Annotated in this window: 14 protein-coding genes; 8 read left to right on the top strand and 6 right to left on the bottom strand. The window is 63.1% G+C overall.

Annotated features, from left to right (window positions below):
• The first annotated feature begins 122 nt into the window (after positions 1-122).
• Genes RTA_RS04560 through RTA_RS19650 form a run of 7 tightly spaced genes read left to right on the top strand, consistent with a single transcriptional unit; the run spans position 123 to position 6,340 of the window.
• Positions 123-1,118 carry a glycosyltransferase gene (locus RTA_RS04560; RefSeq protein ID WP_081466209.1) on the top strand — a complete coding sequence of 332 codons (996 nt, stop codon included), beginning with the start codon at positions 123-125 and terminating at the stop codon, positions 1,116-1,118.
• Complete coding sequence (locus RTA_RS04555; RefSeq protein WP_013900204.1) at positions 1,115-1,909, top strand: ABC transporter permease; 795 nt, start codon at positions 1,115-1,117, stop codon at positions 1,907-1,909. Before RTA_RS04560 ends, RTA_RS04555 begins: the two co-directional genes overlap by 4 nt.
• 11 nt (positions 1,910-1,920) lie before the next feature.
• Positions 1,921-2,631, top strand: coding sequence for an ABC transporter ATP-binding protein (locus RTA_RS04550; protein WP_013900203.1), 711 nt, complete (start codon positions 1,921-1,923; stop codon positions 2,629-2,631).
• 11 nt (positions 2,632-2,642) lie between these two features.
• A complete protein-coding gene (locus RTA_RS04545; protein ID WP_013900202.1) occupies positions 2,643-3,023 on the top strand; it encodes an HAD family hydrolase in 381 nt (126 codons plus the stop codon).
• A gap of 1 nt (position 3,024) precedes the next feature.
• A complete protein-coding gene (locus tag RTA_RS04540) occupies positions 3,025-4,563 on the top strand; it encodes a phosphotransferase (RefSeq protein WP_013900201.1) in 1,539 nt (512 codons plus the stop codon).
• Complete coding sequence (locus RTA_RS04535) at positions 4,560-5,294, top strand: glycosyltransferase family protein (RefSeq protein ID WP_013900200.1); 735 nt, start codon at positions 4,560-4,562, stop codon at positions 5,292-5,294. Before RTA_RS04540 ends, RTA_RS04535 begins: the two co-directional genes overlap by 4 nt.
• Positions 5,291-6,340: a WavE lipopolysaccharide synthesis family protein gene (locus RTA_RS19650; protein ID WP_013900199.1), complete on the top strand. Its 1,050-nt coding sequence runs from the start codon at positions 5,291-5,293 to the stop codon at positions 6,338-6,340. Before RTA_RS04535 ends, RTA_RS19650 begins: the two co-directional genes overlap by 4 nt.
• 26 nt (positions 6,341-6,366) lie before the next feature.
• On the opposite strand, the gene RTA_RS04525 is transcribed toward RTA_RS19650, so the two are convergent.
• Positions 6,367-7,476, bottom strand: a complete 1,110-nt coding sequence (locus RTA_RS04525; protein WP_013900198.1) for a glycosyltransferase family 4 protein — start codon at positions 7,474-7,476, stop codon at positions 6,367-6,369.
• Positions 7,477-7,562: 86 nt separating this feature from the next.
• Between RTA_RS04525 and RTA_RS04520 the strand changes: the two genes are divergently transcribed.
• Positions 7,563-8,327, top strand: coding sequence for a glycosyltransferase (locus RTA_RS04520; protein ID WP_041675048.1), 765 nt, complete (start codon positions 7,563-7,565; stop codon positions 8,325-8,327).
• A gap of 10 nt (positions 8,328-8,337) precedes the next feature.
• Here the strand turns inward: RTA_RS04520 and RTA_RS04515 are convergent, their stop codons facing one another.
• From RTA_RS04515 to RTA_RS04495, 5 genes are all read right to left on the bottom strand, one after another.
• Positions 8,338-9,333, bottom strand: coding sequence for a glycosyltransferase family 2 protein (locus tag RTA_RS04515; protein ID WP_013900196.1), 996 nt, complete (start codon positions 9,331-9,333; stop codon positions 8,338-8,340).
• On the bottom strand, positions 9,333-10,325 hold the full coding sequence (locus RTA_RS04510) for a glycosyltransferase family 2 protein (RefSeq protein WP_013900195.1): 993 nt from the start codon (positions 10,323-10,325) through the stop codon (positions 9,333-9,335). Before RTA_RS04510 ends, RTA_RS04515 begins: the two co-directional genes overlap by 1 nt.
• 109 nt (positions 10,326-10,434) lie before the next feature.
• The gene (locus RTA_RS20575; protein ID WP_143762899.1) at positions 10,435-10,794 is read right to left on the bottom strand and encodes a DMT family transporter; all 360 of its coding nucleotides are present in this window, start codon (positions 10,792-10,794) and stop codon (positions 10,435-10,437) included.
• 166 nt (positions 10,795-10,960) lie between these two features.
• Positions 10,961-11,986 carry a glycosyltransferase family 2 protein gene (locus RTA_RS04500; protein WP_013900193.1) on the bottom strand — a complete coding sequence of 342 codons (1,026 nt, stop codon included), beginning with the start codon at positions 11,984-11,986 and terminating at the stop codon, positions 10,961-10,963.
• Complete coding sequence (locus RTA_RS04495; RefSeq protein ID WP_013900192.1) at positions 11,983-13,257, bottom strand: hypothetical protein; 1,275 nt, start codon at positions 13,255-13,257, stop codon at positions 11,983-11,985. Before RTA_RS04495 ends, RTA_RS04500 begins: the two co-directional genes overlap by 4 nt.
• Positions 13,258-13,332: the final 75 nt, after the last annotated feature.

The raw sequence follows: 13,332 nt of genomic DNA, 5'->3' as shown, positions 1-13,332 counted from the left end.
CTGCAAGGTGGTTGGTGAGCTTCCAGCCCAGGACTCAAGCACGAGCACGTCGACCTGTGCACGATGTGCACTTGCATACCTCTTGCTGAGGGCAAATGCCCGGTCGCATTTAGCCTCGGTTGATGCACTTCGTTCCGCTTTCCCCTGCCCGCCGATGGTCACCAACGGCGGCACCAGCGGCTGTTGCGTCCAGCGACCTTCCTGACGCGGGTCATCAAGCGACCGTTGCTGTCATCGTCGTTACCCACGACCGGCCGCAGCTTCTGGCGGAGTTGTTATTGGCATTGAAGCAGCAGAGGGGACTTCGGTACCAAGCTGTGATCGTTGACAACGCAAGCGGCCAGGCAACGCAGGAAATCCTGGCCCAGGCGTCAGCCGTGATCGTGCGCTCGGATGTGAACCTCGGTGGTGCGGGCGGCTTCGCCCTTGGCATCCAGCATGCGCTCGAGCTAGGCGTCGACTGGCTCTGGCTGATGGACGACGACGCCATACCGGAAGCTGGTGCGCTCGAGGAACTCGCGTCACAGTTGCCCCACCTGCCTGCGAACGCCGCCGTCGCATGCAGCCGTGTCATGGAATTCGGTGACATCGCCACTACGCACCGGCGGCGTTTCAATATGCTCCTGGGTTACGAACGTCCAGTTCCGTCCGGCGCGTACACCGCGAGCGTGGTGGCCGTCGATACGGCCTCCTTCGTCGGCTTCATGGTGTCAGCTGCCGCCGTGCGCGCCGTCGGCCTGCCTAGGACCGAGTTCTTCGTCTCCTACGATGACACCGAGTATTCGCTTCGTCTGAAGAAACATGGCTACAGCCTCTGGCTGATGCCGGCGAGCGGCATCGTGCACAAGCGAAAGAAGCAAGAACGCCTGCGGTCCACCGAGTTCGGGCCCAGGCACTACTTCAACGTCCGCAACCGGATCGTCGTCAAGCGCGCCTATTGCAAGGCCGGCTACGCCGGCGCGGGACTCGGCGCATTGTTCGGGTTGGGGTTGTGGCTGTGTACGCCGGGGCGCTTCCGTCCCCGTCCATGGCGCATGGTGCTGTGCGCCATCAAGGATGGCTTCTCCGGACGGCTCGGGCCCCTGCCCGAGCACTTCACGTCCCGCCCGGCCCCATGAGAGTGCTCACCCGCAACGCAGGCCTCCATGACATTGCCCAGGCTGGCCGCGCCCTGCCGCTGATCTTCTACCTGGCATGGAGCGATTTGCAGGCGCGCTACCGTCGCAGCGCCTTGGGCCCCTGGTGGCTGACGCTCGGCACGGCGGCGGGCACGGCCGGCCTGGGCCTGGTCTGGAGCGAGCTGTTCAAGCTCGACCGGGCGGTCTTCGTTCCCGCGCTCACGGCGGGCCTGATCATGTGGCAGCTGCTGAGCGGCTGCATCGTCGAGGCGACCACGACCTACTGGCGGCAGGGAACCCTGATCCGCAACGTCCGCCTTCCCCTGACCTTGTACCCGCTGCAGATGGTGGTCAAGCACGCCATCAACTTCCTGCATGTGCTCCCGGTCTTCGTTGCCGTCGTCTTCATCTTCGACGTCCCTGTCAATCGAAACACACTGCTGGTGATTCCGTGCCTGGCGGTCACCCTTGCCAACCTGGTCTGGATCAGCATGCTCTTCAGCATGCTGGGCGCGCGATTTCGCGACCTCGAGTACTTGCTCGCAGCCGCGATGCCCATCCTCATGTTCCTGAGCCCGGTGTTCTACCGGCCCAGTTACCTGCCGATCAGCGGATGGCTGATCTGGCTCAATCCTTTTAGCCACTTCATCGAGCTGGTGCGCCACCCCTTGCTGGGCACCCCACCGCCCGGCCATGTGGTGCTCACCAGCCTGGCCATGCTGGCGATCGGCACGGCCTCCACGCTGGCGCTGTTCAATGCCAAGCGCAACCGGATCGCGTACTGGGTATGAGGGGAGCCAGGGTGTCCTTCGACAATGTGACTGTCCAATACCCGGTCTACAGCAACCGCAGCAAGTCGCTGCGCAACCATCTGGTGCGGCTGTCCACTGGCGGCCTGGTCGAACAGGAGGCGGCGGGCGTGCAATTGGTGACGGCGCTTCACAAGGTGTCGTTTGAATTGCGCGAAGGCGACCGAGTGGGCCTGAGCGGTCACAACGGCGCGGGCAAAAGCACGCTGCTGCGAACCATCGCCGGCGTCTACGTTCCGGTATCCGGCGTGGTAGCCACCTCGGGCCGCATCGCCACCGTGCTGGAGCTGGGCGCCGGGTTAGACGGCGAGCTCTCGGGTTATGAAAACATCCATCGCATGTCGCGGCTGCTGGGCCGATCGGCCGCAGAGGTGAAGAAGGCCTTGCCCGACATCGAGCAGTTCACCCAGCTGGGCCATTTCCTCAACCTTCCCGTGCGCACCTACTCCGCGGGCATGACGACGCGGCTGATGTTCGCCGTCGCCACCTCGACCGAGCCGGACATCCTTCTGCTGGACGAGATCTTCGACGCCGGCGACGCGGAGTTCCAAGTCCAGGCGCGCCAGCGCATGGAGGCGCTGATCGCCAGCGTGGGGATCTTCGTATTCGCCTCGCATGAACACGACAAGCTCAGGCGCTACTGCAGCCGCTTCTTCCGGCTGTCGCACGGCACCTTGACCGAGATCGGCGCGAGCGAGCTTTAGCGAGCAAAATGATGAGCCGCCTGATCATCGACCTGGACCAGACCATCACCTTGCACGCGGGCGAGGGATACGCCAATGCCGTGCCGAACCTGCCGCTCATCGCCCGCCTGCGCGAGTACAAGAAGGCCGGCTTCGAGCTCGTGATCCACACCAGCCGGAACATGCGCACGTACGAGGGCAACGTGGGGAAGATCAACGCGCACACCCTGCCCGTCATCCTGGAATGGCTCAAACGCCATGACGTGCCTTTCGACGAGGTGTACGTGGGCAAGCCCTGGTGCGGTGACGGCGGCTTCTACGTGGACGACAAGGCCATCCGTCCGTCGGAGTTCGTCCGCCACTCGATCGAGGAAATTCGCGATATTCTTCGCGCGGAAAGCGGTGGAGATTGACATGCTGCTCATCATTTCGGGCCAGTACGTCGAGAGCGAGCTGCGTGCCGAATTCGGCAAGATTCCGCCCACCTTCCTGCCGCTGGGCAACCAGCGCCTGTACACCCACCAGATCGCGCAGGTGTCCCGGTCGTACGGGAGCGTTGTCCTGACGCTGCCCAGCGACTTCCATCTCGAGGACGCGGATGGCAATGCCATGGCCAGGCTGGGAGTGCGGGTCATCCGCACCGCGGTCGGCCAGACGCTGGGCGGGGCGGTCCAGGAGGCGCTCGGTCAGGTCGACGCGAGCGACCGGATCGACATCCTTTATGGGGACACGCTGGTCTTCGAGGACGAGCTCGGCGGCACGGACTGGATCGCGGTGGGCAACTCGGACGAGTTCTACCCATGGCACTACGAGGCGTCCCCGGAAGACGCGGAGAACGAAGAGGCCTGGGCGGGAATGTTCTCGTTTTCCAATGCCGACGCGCTGCGCCGGCTGCTGCGGGAATCCGGCGACTTCATCCAGACGGTGACCCGCTACGGGCGGGAGTACAAGAGCCTGGAGCGCAGGTCCCTCAAGCGATGGCTGGACTTCGGCCACGTCCACACCTACTTCCACTCGCGGCTGGCGATGACGACTCAGCGCCACTTCAACCGCCTGAACGTGGTGGAGGGCGTCCTCACCAAGTCCAGCGATGACGTCCGCAAGATGTGCGCCGAAGCCACGTGGTTCGAAACGGCTCCCCAGGCCATCAGGCCGTTCCTGCCCAACCTGATCTGCGGCGAATCAGCCGAGCACGGCGCGTACTCGATCGAGTACCTGCCGCTCACATCGCTGAGCGAGCTCTACGTCTTCGGGCGCCTTCCGGTGAAGGTCTGGAAGAAGGTGATGGCGGCATGCAACCGCTACCTTTGCGCCGAGCGCGGCGTCCCGGTCGCCGGTGCCGGCGACAGCGAACTGACCAGACGCACCTACCTGGACAAAACCCTTGTGCGGCTCGAGGCCTTCTCGCGCCAGACCGGCGTGGATATTCACAAAGCCTGGCAGTTCAACGGGTCGGCGCTGCCGTCGCTGAGCGAGATGACGCAGCAGGCCTACGCTGCCGTCAGCGCCAGGCCGCCCGTGCCTTCGTTCGTGCATGGGGACTTGTGCTTCAGCAACATCCTCTATGACTTTCGGGCTGACCGCATCAAGGTGATCGACCCGCGGGGGTTGGACGCCAGCGGGAGGATCACCTCGTTCGGGGACTTCCGCTACGACATGGCCAAGCTCGCACATTCGGTGCTGGGCTTGTACGACGCCATCGTCGCGGGCCGCTTCGAGCTGATGGTCGACGACCACGACGTCCGCTTCGATGTGTCGTGCCAGAGCTGGGAATCGGTCCAACGCGCCTTCAAGGGAACCTCGTTCGCCGGCCGCACCCCCGATGCCTGGGATTGCGAGCCGATCATGGTGCTGCTGTTCCTGTCGATGCTGCCGCTGCACGCCGACCAGCCGCGGCGGCAGACAGCCCTGATGGCCAACTGCATGAGGATCTTCCAGGAGTGGCGTGCATGATCGTCATACCGATGGCCGGCGACAGCCGGCGCTTCAGGGAGGCTGGCTACGCCCGCCCCAAGTACGAGCTGCCCGTGGGCAGGCAATCGCTGTTCGCGCTGACAGTGCTGTCTTTCGAGCATTACTTCCCGAGCGAGCGATTCGTGTTCGTGTGCCGCAGCGACCTGGGTGCGGAGGGCTTCGTCCAGATGGAATGCGGCCGGCTTGGCATCCGCTGGGCCGATGTGGTCGCCCTGCCGGCGGCCACCCGTGGGCAGGCGGAAACGGTTCTGATCGGCCTGGAACGCAGCGGCTACGAGCCTGCGGAATCGCTGTTGATCTTCAACATCGACACCATCCGGCCGGGGTACCGCTTTCCGGCGGAGTGCGAATTCGCCGATGGCTACCTGGAGGTCTTTTCCGGCTCCGGCGACCACTGGTCGTTCGTCGAGCCGGCGGCATCGTTCACGCGGCGGGTGGCGCGGACGACCGAGAAGGAACGCATCTCCGACCTCTGCTCGACAGGTCTCTACCACTTTGCGCGCTGCAGCGACTTCGCGGCCGCCTGCACGCATGCGCTGTCGAACGTGGACGCTTACCGCGAGCGCTGGACGGAGGTGTACGTCGCCCCTCTCTACAACCAGCTCATCGCCAAAGGCAAGGTGGTGGCCTACCACCAGGTGGCCGCCGAGCAGATCGGTTTCTCGGGAACGCCCTCCGAATACGAGGAACTCCTCAGGCGTGGCACATGAAAACAAGCGACATCACCATCGTCTTCCAAGGAAGCATGAAGCCCTACGCCCAGCGCGATACGGTGCCTTTTGCCAACGCCCTCAAGCTCACGCGGCGGAGCATTCCTGGCGCGAGGATCCTGCTGTCGACCTGGGAGGGAGCCGACATACCCGCAGGCTTGCCCATCGATGAAGTGGTCCTCTCCAAGGACCCCGGCCCGCTCGCCCCGTTGAAGCTGACCGACCAGAAGGCCAACAACATCAACCGTCAGATCGTCTGCACCCAGGCGGGACTGAGTGCCGTGAAGACGCCGTATGCGGTCAAGCTGAGGACCGACTGCTACCTGGAGCACGCCAGCTTCATCGACTTTTACGAAACGCAGCTGCGCCGCGACCAGCGCGCCCGGCGCATCGTCGCCAACTCGTTCTTCACGCTCGACATGGCCGTCTTCGAACGCATCCCCTACCACGTGAGTGACTGGTTCCAGTTCGCCGCGACGGACGTGCTGCAGGCGTACTGGGATGTGCCGCTGATGTCGGAGGCGGCCGGGCGCTTCTACGAGAGGCGTCCGCATGCCAAAGGATCGAATGTCTTCGAGAAGCGGTTCCGGGCGGAGTTCGCGGTGGAGCAGCACATGGGGATGCACTACGCACGCCGGCTGGGCTATGCGCCTCCGCGCTACCTGAACGACACGTCGGACGAGGTGCTGCGCGACTACCGCCGCTTCCTGGCCAACGAGGTGCTCGTGCTGGACCCCTGGCAGATCGGCCTGGTGTTTCCCAAGTACCAGTGGGTCAATGCTTCGCTCATGCAGGGGATCAACAATTTCATGCACCTCGATTGGCTGGCCCTCACCGGCCAGCCATCCTTCGACGAGGCCGACGTCCCCGGCCAGCTGGAGCAGGCCATCGCCCGCCGCCACCGGCTGAAGAAGATCGCAGGCATGCTGTTCGACGCCAGCCAGCCTTTCCATGGCCCCATGTTCGAACCTTCCCTGCGTGGCCGTGTGGTGAGGCGGCTGCTGATGCGGGCATTCCGGCTGCTGCGGGGGGTGGCGCGTGCCTGAACAACGTGGCGCGGTTCAGAAAAGCCCTAGCGCTTGACCCAGCGCGGCACCTTGAACCGCACGATGCTGACGTATGCGTAGATGTAGCTGATGACGAACAGCAGGCAAAAGGCCATCAGAACGTAGGTGTTCTGCCAGAACAGCACGGCCGGCACCACGGTCAGGATCGTGAAGCCCCACAGATAGGGTGAGGTGCGATTGTTGCGCATCAGCATGCGCCGGGCCTCGTTGTCTTCATCGAACACGCCGCGGACGATGCGTCGGTAGATCAGCTGGTGGAAGTGCAGCGCGTCCGCCACGCCGGGCGACTGTCCGCGTATCAGCTTGCGGTAAATGGAGAACACCGTCTCCCACACCGGGTAGATCAGCAGCAGCATGGGGAACCAGGGGGAGACCTGCGGGTGGCGCTGCACCAGCAGGATGGCGGTTACTGCGATGACCACGCCCCAGAGGTAGGCGCCGCCGTCACCGGCGAAGATGAGGCCGCGCGGGTAATTCCAGACCAGGAAACCCGCGGTGGCGCCGGCGAGGACCAGGACCACGGCGGCTAGTTGGCGGTCGCCGACTTGCAGGGCCACATAAGCCAGAGCCAGGCAGCAGATGGTGGCCACGATCCCGGCCAGGCCGTTGTAGCCGTCGATCAGGTTGAAGGCATGGGGCAGTCCGGCCACGGCAAAGACGGCGAGCACCAGGGGCGCCCAGCGGCTGTTGTCCCACACCCGGTCCACCGCAGCCAAGCCCAAGCCGTCGATTCTCAGGCCCAGGAGCCAGGCAGCCGCGACACCCGCGACCAAGGTGAAACCTAGCCGCCAGCGTGCGCCCAGGCGGTGGCTGACATCCTCGGCGACCCCCCCGACCGCGGCGACGGTGGCAACGATCCACAAGGAAAATGCAAACATCGGCTCGTAAGGGATGCCGGTCGGCACGCCGAACCATTGCTGCGCGATGACCATCCACACCCAGCCAACCGTGCACGCGACGATCATGGCGGCACCGCCCAGGCGCGGCACATGGCCGGCATGAAAACGCTGGGGCATGTGGAGGCTGTAGCGCCGGGCACTGCGCCGTCCGTAGCGCAAAAGCACGGCGCAGCCCACGGCCGACAGCAATCCGCAAAGAACAAGAAGAATCAGCATGCCCTACCACCCGCAATCGTCGGGGGCGATTGTCGCACCTGCGCTTGGCCGTGAATAAGTCGAGACTCTAAAATGCGCGGGCTGCCATGCAAGACCTTTCTTCCAGACCTGTTACCGTCTCCGTCGTGAGTCATGGGCAGTGGCCGCTGGTGCAGCCGTTATTGAAACAGTTGCAGCAGTGGTGCGCAGGCACCGTATCCCAGGTGCTTCTCACAGTTAACAAGCCAGAGGCAGCAATAGACACTGGCGCTCTGAGTCTGCCGATCAAACTGATTCATAACGTGCAGCCGCGCGGCTTCGGTGCCAACCACAATGCCGCCTTCAAGCATTGCCACACACCCTGGTTCTTGGTGCTAAACCCCGACATCCGCATGGAGCGCGACTCCATTGCGGATTTGCTGCACGTCGCTGGTCCACGCACTGGCTTATTAGCCCCGCGTATTCAGGAGCCGGGCAAATCCGCGTTGGAGCCATACCGCGAACTGCCCACCCCGGCGGAGCTGCTGCGGCGGCGCTTGCCTGGCCATCGGCCGCCTACCCAGCCTGCCTGGATTGCCGGAATGTTCATGCTGCTGCGCGCCGAGGCGTTTGCAGCCGTCAAGGGTTTTGACGAGCGATTCTTCATGTACTGCGAGGACGTTGACCTGTGCGCCCGCCTGCGCCTAGCCGGCTGGTCGCTGCAGCTTGAAGAATCGGTCACAGCACGACACGACGCGCAGCGCGCCAGTCAGGCTTCGCTACAGCCGCTGCTGTGGCACTTGGCCAGTCTGGGACGGCTGTGGACCTCGCCTGCATTCAGCGCCTATCGCCGGCTATTGCGTGAGGAGCGGTTCCCCGATGCGATGCGCTGAGCTGCACACCTCATTCGGGCTGCAGCAGGTCACGAAGCACCCCCTGAATCCCTCGCCCAAAACGTCGATACCGCCCGGTACGCCACTCCCGCAGGACCGGTAGCAGCCGGGCGATGCGAGTTGCGGGCAAAGACGCGCGAACGGCTTGATGTAGCACCTTCTCCTCGATCTCGGCAAGCGCCTCAGCAGGTCCTGCTCCAGGCAACTGTGCAGCTCGTTGGTGCAGTTCCCGTGCCCGATGCAGCTTCTGCGCATGCCACTGTTCGCGCCTACCGAGCGCGCGGCTTGCAAGGTCGGCCAAGCTAGCGCGACGAGCGCCGATCTGATTGCCGCTGTGCTGCCGGTAAGCCAGTAGGCAGCGCCGCTCCACTGCTAAGCCGCCCAGCAGCGCTGCCACAATGCCCAGCCACTCGTCGTGCAGCCAATGGTCAGGAATGGGAATAGCGGCATCACACAATGATCGGCGAAGCAGCACAGTGGCGCCAGTCACCAGATTGCGACCGAGCAGCGGCTGCCAGCCTTGCCCCTCGCTGATGGCCTCCAATTCCATCGACGTGACGTTCAGAGCCTGGAACAATGTGCTGCCTAAATCCTGCCCCTGACCGTCGACGAGGCGCGCATCACCGTGAAGCAGCAGCAGGCGCGCGTCGGCCTCGAACCGGGGTAGCAAGATGGCGAGGCGCTGCGGGTCCCAAACATCGTCCTGATCGCAAAGCGCGATCAGATCGCCTCGACAGTCTCTTAACGCGGCTTCGAAGTTGCGTGCCACGCCCAAGCGCCGCGGGTTGCGGGTGATGCGAAGCGGCGGTGGCTCGGCGGTTACGGCCCACCGGTGAGCCTCCCAAGAGGCTTGCAGCTCGGCCAGGGTGGCGTCGTCTGAGGCATCGTCGCGCACCACGATCTCGGCCACCCGACGTGTCTGCGCAAGTATGCTGCGCAGCTGCTCGCCGATGTACGCAGCTCCGTTGCAGGTACACAGGGCGACTGAGACCCTCAGGTCGCCCATCAGCGCGCGATCAACAGGTCGTGCAGCATCGACACAGGGCCATTCGACCAAGCGTGGTAATGCCCGGCGCGCCGCTCGGTCCAGATGCGTGCCAGCCGCACAACGGGATTGCGCGGCAGCTCGGCGCGAAACCGCGCATGGGCTGCGGCTCGTTCAAGGTGCTGCAGCACTTGTGGGGCTGCGCCGATCTGGCGGGCAAGGGCCCTAATCTCCTCCAGCCGTTCGGCACGCGCTAGCTGCCTGGGCGATGTGGGCTCCGTAAAAGCCTTCACTGTGCTGCGCACGCGCCAGCCTAGCGTTGGGACCGGCAGTCCAACGGTGTTACCACCATGCAGTCGGTAGGCCATCGTGGGCAAGTCCAGCATGGCCACACGGCCTGCGAGCGCCGCGACAAACGCTAGCCACTCGTCATGCACCCAGCGCGGAGAAAAGGGAGTCGCTCGCGCAAGCAGCTCGCGCCGGCAGGCAGCCGCAGCACCAGTGACCAGATTACGTTTGGCGTACACGCGCCAGGCCTCACCCGCGGCCACCAACGCACGCTCCTGAGCCGTGACCAACAATGTGTCGAACAGACGGCGGCCGAGTGGGCGTCCGTCGCCGTCGATAAGGTCGGCTTCGCTGTGCAGCAGCCACAGCCCCGGATTGGCTGTAAATGCCTGTAGGAAGGTGCGCACCTTCTCCGGGTACCACAGGTCATCCTGGTCGGCGAGGAACACGATATCGGTGTCCAACCGAGTGGCGGCGCGCTCGAAATTGCGCACCACACCCAGCTTCTCCTGGTTGCGTTCCACGTCCACGGGGAACGGTGCTGCAGCCGCCCAAGCCTGCAACAGCTCCCAGCTGCCGTCGGTAGAGCCGTCGTCGAGCACCACCATGCGCGTCGGCAGGATCGTCTGTGCAGCGATGCTTTCCAGCTGCTTGGATAGGAAGCGTGCGCCGTTGTAGACGCACATGGCAATGCCAGCAGACAAGGGGGTGGACGATGCAGCCATGCGGGGACCTAGTTTTTCTCAGGCGGCGGAGAGATGCTGCCGGCGAGGGATGGCATTGCGTGCCGGATGCCGGACTCAATCACTTCAAGCAGCTGAAAAGCACGGTGACTCAGGTGTAGATGACAACTACGCCGGCGGCAATTAGCAAGCTACCCAGGCCAAGCTTCAAGGTCAGAGGCTCGCCTAGTACGAGGAAGCTCATGGCCGGCACCATCACGAATGCCAGCGCCATGATGGGGTAGGCATAGTTCAGAGGTACGGTGCGCAATACCGACAGCCACACCAAGGTAGACACACCGAGCACGGCAATGCCTCCCACTAGCCAGGCGTTGACCCGAAAACCGGCCACGCTCACCTCCCATGCAGTTCCGTTATGAAGGTGAACAGCGGCAATTTTCAGCAGCAGTTGCCCTGCCGATATACCAGCCACGGTCAGCAGTGCATAGAAAAATTTAGCACTTGTCATCATGTCTGACCACCGGTTGCTCTCGCAGGTGCGTAATCGCACTCGCCTGGACGTCGATAAACATCGTGTGCTCTGCAGACTACAACTGCGTTAATGTGGGGGAGCTGAGCTCGCGAATGCTGCACCAGCGCAGTTACCGGAAGATTGGTTCGCGTTTCGAGGTACATGGTCAGCTTGGTAAGTGGGTCGACGCAGGGAGTTGCTCGGCGATAGGCTCCCGCGGCACATGTGACATGTCGTAGGAAAGGAAGGCGAGCAATAGCTGAAAGCCCACCAAAGTGGTGAGGGCAGCAACCATAATGATGCCTACAGCCGTGGGCAGCCCCGTGGACAGAGCTCGCAGCCAGTGATAACCGCCATGCACCATGCCAAAGGCGAGCAGGCCGCTGCCAGCGACCAATTGCAAAGACGCAATATTCAGGTCCCGCAAGAAGTAATTGTAGAAGATCCGCTTGCCGAAGTTGCGGGCGTGCTTGGCCAGGAACTCGGGCAAAATGCGGCTGATCCGCAGATGACTGGTTTCATCGCCATAGATCGCATCCATCGGGATGTCGCGCACCACCGCGCCTAGGATATTTAGCCGGAAAAGCATATCCGTCTCGAAGAAATAGCGCTGGCTAATCTTGTCCATCGGCACATGCGCGGCCACCCGCGCCGAAATCGCGGTGTAGCCATTGGTCGGGTCGAACATTCCCCAGTAACCGGTGGAGACTTTAGACATGAAGGACAACACGGCATTGCCGAAGATGCGTACCGCCGGCATGCGGTGGATTGCCTTGAGATCGTAAAAACGATTGCCTTTGGTGTAGTCCGCCTGACCCTGTACGATGGGCTGTACCAATCGGGGCAGCATGCGAGGATCCATCTGACCGTCACTGTCCATCTTGACTAGCACGTCATAACCATCGGCAATGGCCTGCTTGTAGCCATGCATCACCGCGCCGCCCACGCCTTCGTTTGCAGCATTCCGCAGCACGCGCACCCGCGGATCGCGGTTTTGGCGCTCAACAAAATCACCAGTCCGTTCAGGGCAGCAGTCGTCGACTACATAGATACGGTCCACCTCTGAGCCCATGCCGCCAATCACGTCCAGGATGTGGCGGGTAGCCTTGTAAGACGGGACGACCACAGCAACGCGCGCCGATCCAGCATCGCGTCGAGTCTCAGCAAAAGACAGGGTAAGCGGCATGCTCATGGGGCATGCTCCTCTTCGCGTGCGCCGAACGCGAGCACCAAGATTACTAGCCCAATTAGCGGAATTGCGGCGAACAGGTATCGAAAATCGCTTGCAATCATGGTAGGAGCGAAGGACACATAGAACAATGCGCAAGCCGCAATGATGCAGCCTGCGGTGCGGCGAAGTGGCGCTTGCAGCGCACAACGATGCCATGCAACGGCGCAGACGATCAGTGTGGTCAGCCAAAACGCGTGTCGGTAAAGGGGCAACCCAAACAGGGAAGCGGCGACGCGTTCAACCAGCAGGTCGCGCAGACTCCGCCGCTCCTGTAGCCCTACCGCCTGCAGGTAGGCAGTGTTGCCGTGTACGCCGGTGTGGACCGGCAGCGTGTGTTTAATGCCGCTAAGACCCAGCAGCGTCGCAAAGGCAGCTGCCCGATGCTTTAGCCAGGCGCCTGGGTTCTGGCAAACCAACGCCCACCAAGCGCCACGCAGTGCTGTCGGCGTAAAGCCGTTCAGCCAACTTTCCGCAACAGGGTCGCTGGCGATGGAGTCAATGCGACTGGGCTGATAGACGATCCGCACCGCCCTTAGTTGCTGAGGTGTGATCGCCGCTGCCAGTTCGCTCGCGGATCGAGCTGAGTAGGCAACGATTCCCATCATGTCAAAGATCATGATGCTGCGAAATCCAACTGACGTAGAACGCGAATCACTATCCCGCACAGCTTGGCCCGCCGACTGCTGCAGGAACAGCACCGCGAGTGCGAAAGCCGCCATAACCAAGAGCCATGCACGGAGGGTTGTGCGGCGGCCTCGGTCGGCCAACAACACCAGCAGCAGCACCGGAGCCATGAAGATGCCTTGCTGGCGCGTAAGCAATGCAGCCGCGAGCGCCAATACCGCCAACGTCGCGTACAGCCCGCGTGGTGTCCCCTGCTCCGCCAGCGCGGCTATCGCGCAGGCCGCTCCTCCAGCCAGCAAGGCGCCGAACAGCACGTCTTTCCATACGATGCCCGCATAGATGGCGATGATCGGGTTGAGAACAACTGCGCTAGCGAGCAACATTTTCCAAATGGTCACGGTAGTGTTGCCATTTCTTTCGCGAGCGCGTAATAGCGAATCGATCACCAACAGGCTGGCTCCGTACAGCAATACCACGTGCAGGATGACTAATGCGGTCGTGGCGAGCTCGCCACCACCCAGCCAACGCATCAAGGCTGACATAAAGGGAGGGTTCCAGCTCACCGACAAACCGGTATGGGCCTCATACAGCTGCACGCTGGTGTCCATGGACACGTGTCCAGGCGCGTGGATCGCAGCCACTGAACACGCTAGCAGCAACGTAATAACGGTGAGTGCCCGTCG

It is taken from the genome of Ramlibacter tataouinensis TTB310, assembly GCF_000215705.1.
GTDB lineage: Bacteria > Pseudomonadota > Gammaproteobacteria > Burkholderiales > Burkholderiaceae_C > Ramlibacter > Ramlibacter tataouinensis.
The sequence above is the reverse complement of the archived record's forward strand: the minus strand, read 5'-3'. Positions and strand labels throughout refer to the sequence as shown.

Coding starts and splice junctions, on each gene's coding strand:
- RTA_RS04560 (WP_081466209.1), top strand. CDS start 123: ATGCACTTCGTTCCGCTTTCCCCTGCCCGCCGATGGTCACCAACGGCG.
- RTA_RS04555 (WP_013900204.1), top strand. CDS start 1,115: ATGAGAGTGCTCACCCGCAACGCAGGCCTCCATGACATTGCCCAGGCT.
- RTA_RS04545 (WP_013900202.1), top strand. CDS start 2,643: ATGAGCCGCCTGATCATCGACCTGGACCAGACCATCACCTTGCACGCG.
- RTA_RS04540 (WP_013900201.1), top strand. CDS start 3,025: ATGCTGCTCATCATTTCGGGCCAGTACGTCGAGAGCGAGCTGCGTGCC.
- RTA_RS04535 (WP_013900200.1), top strand. CDS start 4,560: ATGATCGTCATACCGATGGCCGGCGACAGCCGGCGCTTCAGGGAGGCT.
- RTA_RS19650 (WP_013900199.1), top strand. CDS start 5,291: ATGAAAACAAGCGACATCACCATCGTCTTCCAAGGAAGCATGAAGCCC.
- RTA_RS04525 (WP_013900198.1), bottom strand. CDS start 7,476: ATGCTGATTCTTCTTGTTCTTTGCGGATTGCTGTCGGCCGTGGGCTGC.
- RTA_RS04520 (WP_041675048.1), top strand. CDS start 7,563: ATGCAAGACCTTTCTTCCAGACCTGTTACCGTCTCCGTCGTGAGTCAT.
- RTA_RS04515 (WP_013900196.1), bottom strand. CDS start 9,333: ATGGGCGACCTGAGGGTCTCAGTCGCCCTGTGTACCTGCAACGGAGCT.
- RTA_RS04510 (WP_013900195.1), bottom strand. CDS start 10,325: ATGGCTGCATCGTCCACCCCCTTGTCTGCTGGCATTGCCATGTGCGTC.
- RTA_RS20575 (WP_143762899.1), bottom strand. CDS start 10,794: ATGATGACAAGTGCTAAATTTTTCTATGCACTGCTGACCGTGGCTGGT.
- RTA_RS04500 (WP_013900193.1), bottom strand. CDS start 11,986: ATGAGCATGCCGCTTACCCTGTCTTTTGCTGAGACTCGACGCGATGCT.
- RTA_RS04495 (WP_013900192.1), bottom strand. CDS start 13,257: ATGGACACCAGCGTGCAGCTGTATGAGGCCCATACCGGTTTGTCGGTG.